This window comes from Bradyrhizobium lablabi, assembly GCF_001440475.1.
Lineage (GTDB): Bacteria > Pseudomonadota > Alphaproteobacteria > Rhizobiales > Xanthobacteraceae > Bradyrhizobium > Bradyrhizobium lablabi.
Genome location: NZ_LLYB01000124.1, coordinates 25,091 through 31,090, shown reverse-complemented (window position 1 = coordinate 31,090; position 6,000 = coordinate 25,091). Strand labels below are relative to the sequence as shown.

General features: G+C 65.0%; 6 protein-coding genes. 3 read left to right on the top strand and 3 right to left on the bottom strand.

Annotated elements, in window-relative coordinates:
• Positions 1-145: 145 nt before the first annotated feature.
• Positions 146-1,540 (bottom strand): FAD-binding oxidoreductase, encoded by a 1,395-nt coding sequence (locus tag CQ14_RS35395; RefSeq protein WP_430650242.1) that lies wholly within the window; start codon positions 1,538-1,540, stop codon positions 146-148.
• A gap of 103 nt (positions 1,541-1,643) precedes the next feature.
• Here CQ14_RS35395 and CQ14_RS35390 point away from each other — a divergent pair, with 103 nt between their 5' ends.
• Positions 1,644-2,171 carry a thioesterase family protein gene (locus CQ14_RS35390; RefSeq protein ID WP_082650164.1) on the top strand — a complete coding sequence of 176 codons (528 nt, stop codon included), beginning with the start codon at positions 1,644-1,646 and terminating at the stop codon, positions 2,169-2,171.
• An 8-nt stretch (positions 2,172-2,179) separates the two neighbouring features.
• On the opposite strand, the gene CQ14_RS35385 is transcribed toward CQ14_RS35390, so the two are convergent.
• On the bottom strand, positions 2,180-3,715 hold the full coding sequence (locus tag CQ14_RS35385; RefSeq protein ID WP_057862378.1) for a helix-turn-helix domain-containing protein: 1,536 nt from the start codon (positions 3,713-3,715) through the stop codon (positions 2,180-2,182).
• Positions 3,716-3,876: 161 nt separating this feature from the next.
• On the opposite strand from CQ14_RS35385, the gene CQ14_RS35380 reads away from it, so the two are divergent.
• Positions 3,877-4,719 (top strand): class I SAM-dependent methyltransferase, encoded by an 843-nt coding sequence (locus CQ14_RS35380; protein ID WP_057862377.1) that lies wholly within the window; start codon positions 3,877-3,879, stop codon positions 4,717-4,719.
• A gap of 69 nt (positions 4,720-4,788) precedes the next feature.
• Complete coding sequence (locus tag CQ14_RS35375; RefSeq protein WP_057862376.1) at positions 4,789-5,616, top strand: alpha/beta fold hydrolase; 828 nt, start codon at positions 4,789-4,791, stop codon at positions 5,614-5,616.
• Positions 5,617-5,651: 35 nt separating this feature from the next.
• Here CQ14_RS35375 and CQ14_RS42925 read toward each other — a convergent pair whose 3' ends face one another.
• The gene (locus CQ14_RS42925; RefSeq protein WP_082650163.1) at positions 5,652-5,825 is read right to left on the bottom strand and encodes a DUF1328 domain-containing protein; all 174 of its coding nucleotides are present in this window, start codon (positions 5,823-5,825) and stop codon (positions 5,652-5,654) included.
• Positions 5,826-6,000: the final 175 nt, after the last annotated feature.

Sequence of the window (6,000 nt, the reverse complement as noted above, 5' to 3'; positions counted from 1 at the left end):
CCGCAACAGCCGCCTTTTTCAACGGAATCGATCATTAACAGAGATGCCCGGTCCCGACCTTCGTAGTCCGCTTTGCCTCGAAACAGCGGACATTGGTCATTGCGACCACTGAATTTCATTTCAACTGGCTTTGCGAGCCCACCCCCTACCCCACCGGCACGATCTTGCCGGGGTTGAAAATGTTCTGCGGATCGAGCGCCTGCTTCAGCGCGCGCATGGCGTCGATCGCCTCGGGGCCGAGTTCGGCCTTGAGGTATTTCTGCTTGCCCTGCCCGATGCCGTGCTCGCCGGTGCAGGTGCCGCCCATCGCCTGCGCCCGCTCGACCAGGCGATGCATGAAATCCTCGCCGCGCGCCATTTCTTCCTTGTTGTCGACGTCGCAGACCAGCGAGCAGTGGAAATTGCCGTCGCCGACATGGCCGACGATCGGCGACAAGAGACCGAGCCGCTTCAGATCGTCCTCGGTCTCGGTGACGCAATCGGCGAGCCGTGAGATCGGCACGCAGACGTCGGTCGCCACCACGCCCGCGCCGGGGCGCAGCGCCTTGACGGACCAATAGGCGTCATGCCGCGCCTGCCACAGCTTGGTGCGGTCCTCCGGCTTGGTGGTCCAGGTGAAATCGCCGCCGCCGCATTCCTTGGCGATCTCGCTGAAATTCCTGGACTGCTCGGCGACCTCGACCTCGCTGCCATGGAATTCCAAAAGCAGCAGCGGCGTCTCCGGCAGCGTCAGCTTGGAATAGGCATTGCAGGCGCGCACCTGCTCGGCGTTGAGCAGCTCGATCCGCGCGAGCGGAATGCCAGTCTGGATGGCCAGGATCGTGGCCTGGCAGGCGCCGCGCACGGTCTCGAACGAACAGGCGGCGGCTGCGATCGTCTCGGGGATGCCGCGCAGCTTGATGGTGAGTTCGGAGATGATGCCGAGCGTGCCCTCGGCGCCGACGAACAGATGCGTCAGATCGTAACCGGCCGAGGATTTTTTCGCCCGCGTGCCGGTCGTGATGATCTCGCCGTCGCCGCGCACCACCTTCAGCGCCAGCACATTGTCGCGCATGGTGCCGTAGCGCACCGCATTGGTTCCGGAGGCGCGGGTCGAAGTCATGCCGCCGAGCGAAGCGTCGGCGCCGGGATCGATCGGGAAGAACAGGCCCTGGTCGCGCAGGTGCTCGTTCAGCGCCTTGCGGGTCACGCCGGGCTGGATCACGCAGTCGAGATCCTCGGCATGGACTTCGAGAATCCGGTTCATGTCGCGCAGGTCGATACAGACGCCACCGGCCGGCGCGTTGACCTGGCCTTCCAGCGAGGTGCCGGTTCCGAACGCGATCACGGGAACGCCGTGCTTGGCGCAGATCCGCACCACGTCCTGGATGTCCTGGGTTTCCTCCGCCATCACCACCGCGTCGGGCGGCTGCGTCGGCAGCCATGTGGTGGTGTGGGCGTGCTGCTCGCGCACCGCCTGCGAGGTAATCAGCCGGTTGCCGAACCGCGCCGCCAGTGCCTCGACCGCGCTTGCCAGCGCCTGCGGCTCCGGCCGCTTCATACTACCCGATATCGTTGTCGCCACGTCAAATTCCTCCGGATTTGAGCGGACCGTGGCAAAGGATATAAGGGGGGTCAAGAGCGCGAAAACAACCACGGGATCAATGATGACGACCGCTGCTACCGCCGGGGAAAACCTGAAGAATATGCCGCTACCGCCGGTCCCGTTCCTGTCCTCGGTGATGCAGATCGAGCCGCAATGGATCGATTACAACGGCCACCTCAACATGGCCTATTACAACGTGATGATGGACCGCGCGATCGATGAAATGTGGCTGCAGCTCGGGATCGGACCGGCCTACATGAAGGAGCGCCACTGCTCTACCTTCACCGCCGAAGCCCATGTGCGTTACATCAGGGAAATTCACCTCGGCGACCCCGTTCAGATTTCAGTTTATCTGTTGGGTACCGACGAGAAGCGGCTGCATACGTTCGAGGAATTGCGCCACGCGATGGAAGGCTGGCTCTCAGCAACGTCGGAAAACATGACGCTGCATATGGACATGAAGGCGCGGAAGGTCGCGCCCTTCCCGCCCGACATTCGCGCGCGCATCGACGCGGTCGTGGCGTCGCATGCCGCCGTGCCGCGGCCCGAAGGTACCGGCCGCAAGGTCGCGATGCCGCAGAAATAGCCGAGCACCTAGGCCGGTAGCCCGGCCTCCTGCAACGCGCCGACCACCAGTTCGCACTGGCTTGGCGGCAGCGGCGGCATGCCGCGCTGGACTTCGCTTACCGTGAGATCGGGATAATGCTGCCGTAGCGCGCCGAGGCTGCGGCTGGCCTGCGGCGCCTGCCCGGCGAGCACATAGGCCGGACACAGCGTGCGGTGCACCCAGCTTGCGGAGGGATGTTCGGCCAGCGCGCGTTCCTGCCACTGCGCGCCTTCAGCGTATTGACCGGCGATGAACAGCGCGCAGCCGATGCCGACCATGCTGTTGAAGGCCAGCGGATCGTGGGGCGCAAGATCGAGCGCGATCTTGAAGCGTTCGATCGCGGACTGCGGATCGCCCTTGTAGACGTCGATCCATCCGCCGCGGCTCCACGCCCAGGCCGAGCCGCCGTCCATCGCCAGCGCCTTGCGCGTGACGAGATCGGCGGTATCGAACGCGTTGAGCAGCGACAGCGCATTGCCGAGGATCGCCAGCACGGTGGCGTCGGCGCCAAGCCCCCTCGCCCGGTGGGCAAGTTCGAGGCTGCGGGCGCGCTCTTGCTGCGGCGCATGGGTGAAGTGATAGACCACGCGCTGGACATGCGCCCACGCCGCCAGCGCGGTGGCCAGCGGATGGTTCGGCTCCTGATCCATCGCGCGCTCCAGCAATTCCAGCGCCCGGGCATTGCCAATGGCATCGAGCGAGAGCACGCCGGGCATCGCCCGCAGCGCCAGATCCTGCGCGCCGAGGCCGGTAGCCGGCTTGCGCAGCGCGCGGTCGATCTCCGCCAGACGCAGGCATGGTTGCAGCGCCGCGGCAATCCGGGCCGCGAGATGCTCCGTCGTCGTGGTGTCGTCGCGCAGAACACCGTCGGCGCGATGGGCCCAGAGCTGGCCGCCGGTTTCGGTGTCGATCAGGCGGATGGTCAGGTGCATCTGCGCGCCCGATCCCCTGATGGCGCCGCCGAGATGATAGCGCGCCGCCACCGAGCGCGTTGCAACCGCGATGCCGGCGCGCGTCAATGCGGTGACGAGATCGTCGGCGATATCTGCCGCGACAGCCAGATTTTCCGCTGCCGCCTCGATCGGCCCGAAGGCGACCGCCGGCCGGTCCCGCGCCGGCACATACAGCGAGGGCGTTGCGCCGAGCGCGTCGGTGAGAATTTCCTGCCGCTTCAGCGTCTGCGACGGCGTCTCGCCGTAGCGCCTGCGATAGGCGATCGAGAACCGTCCGAAATGCGGAAAGCCGCAGCGCAGCGCCACGTCCATGATCTTGACGCCTGGCGTTCCCTGCAACAGGTCGCGACGGGCGCATTCGAGCCCGATCTCGCGCAGCACGGTGCGCGGGGTCTTGCCGACAAAGGTAAGGAACTGCCGCTGCAGGGTTCTGCCGGATACGCCGGCGGTGGCGGCAAGCTCCGTCAGCCGCCAAGCGTGGCCGATATTGGCGCGCATCGCGTCCAGCGCACGCCTGACGCCGCGCGGCAGCGGCGACGTCACCGTCGAAACGTCCTGGCCAGCAATCATCCGCAGCTCCGAAGCGCCCTGGTGGTGAGTCCTGGGAACAGCGGAAAGGTTCACGTTCGGGATAGCCGTGTCGCGAACTGGATAGCCGTCGGGCTGGCAGGGGGACTAAGCCGACAGCACGCAGAAATCGGAAAATTCACCGTCCCAAGAGGAGAAATGACATGGCAACCACCGCCGCCGCCCAAGCCCAGCAACCCGGCCAGATCGACCTTTCCGCCCTGAAAACCAAGCAGCACGGCGCCTGGTCATCAGGCGATTACGCCGTCGTCGGTACCACGCTGCAGATCGTGGGCGAGGAATTGTGCGAGACGCTCGACCTCCGGGCCGGCCAGAAGGTGCTCGACGTCGCCGCCGGCAACGGCAATGTCACGCTCGCCGCCGCCCGCCGCTGGTGCGACGTCATGTCCACCGACTACGTGCCGAGCCTGCTCGAGCGCGGCCGCGCCCGTGCCACCGCGGAAGGTCTTTCCGTCCAGTTCAAGGAGGCGGATGCGGAAGCCCTGGATTTTGGCGATGCGACGTTCGACGTCGTCGTCTCGACGTTCGGCGTGATGTTCACGCCGGACCAGGATCGCGCGGCTGCCGAATTGCTGCGGGTGTGCAAGAGCGGCGGCAAGATCGGGCTCGCCAACTGGACGCCGGACGGCTTCATCGGGCAGTTGTTCAAGACACTCGGCAAGTACCTGCCGCCGCCGGCCGGCGCGAAATCGCCGGCGCTGTGGGGCACGCAGGCGCGCATCACCGAGATGTTCGGCACGTCGGCAGCCTCCATCAAGACCGAGAAGCGGCACTTCACGTTCCGCTACCGCTCGCCGCTGCACTTTCTCGACGTGTTCAGGAATTACTACGGCCCGACGCTGAAAGCCTTTGCCGCGCTTGATGAAACCAACCAGCGCCGCCTCGCCGACGATATCCTGACGCTGATCGCGTCGATGAACCGCGCCGAGGACGGCACCATGGCGCTGGGAAGCGAATATCTGGAAATCGTCATCGTCAAACGCTGACAGATCCAAACGTGACGCGGCGGTCTGAGAGAAGGCCGCCGCGATTCGTGCGTTCGCAAGGAATTTGAGATGATTTTCGAGACCCTTGGCCCGATCGACTACCACGAAAGCGGAACCGGCCCGACGGTGGTGCTGGTGCCGGGATCGTGCAGCACCGGCGCGGCGTGGCGGCCGGTGATGGCGCAGTGGCAGAATGAATTCCGCTGCGTGACGACCAGCCTGTTGGGGTATGGCGGCACCGCCGAACGCCGCACCGAAGGCAATGCGGATATCGCGCTGGAGAGCGAAATCATCGAGAGCGTGATCCGCCGCGCCGGCGGCCCGGTGCATCTCGTCGGTCATTCGTTTGGCGGATTGGCTGCGCTAGCGGTCGCGCTGCGGCAGCGCGTTCCCCTGCTCAGCCTGACCATTGCCGAAGCGCCCGCCATGGAAATCCTGTGGGCAGCCGGCGAGATGCAAAACTATGACGCTTTCCGAAACATGTCCGACGCTTATGCCGCTGCGTTCAAGCGCGGCGAAACCGATGCGATCGCGCGGATGATCGACTTCTATGGTGGCAATGGGACGTTCACGGCATGGCCGCAGCGCGTCCGCGACTATGCGATCGAGACGACGCCAGCGAATTTGCTGGATTGGGAATCGGCCTATGGCTTTCGGCTGACGCCAGCATTATTGGCGAGCATCGGCGTGCCTGTGCTCGTCGTGTGGGGAGAAGCCAGCCATCCGGCCGTCGGCCGGGCGAATGATTTGCTGGGCCGCTGCATCCCGGGTGCTGTCCGCGCCACAATTGGCGGCGCGGCTCATTTCATGATCGCGACGCATCCGAAGCCATTTGCAGACCTGGTCTCCCGCCACGTCGGGAAGGCCAGTCTCGAACTGGCCGCTGCCGCGCGATAGCTCGCGCGCGGCAGCGTGGTTTCGGGTTGCGCCTGCTAGACGTTACTACGTCCGCGCACCAATCCGACCACGGCCGAGATCAGAAACAGGATCACGGCGATAAAGAAGATGGCCTTGGCGATTTCGACGGAGACGCCGGCGATGCCGCCGAAGCCCAGAACACCCGCGATCAACGCGATGATCAGAAACGTTACGACCCAGCTCAGCATGATACGACCTCGATTGGCTGTTGCTCCCTCGATGGGGCGACAAGAAGCGTCGCGCATCGACTGTTGAAACAATCCGCCCCGGAAACGATGGTTCCGGCCGCAAAAACCCCGAAATTTGACGATTTTCACGGAACAAAATCGCCGTCGAAGCACAAAATCGGGCGCGCAAAGGCGC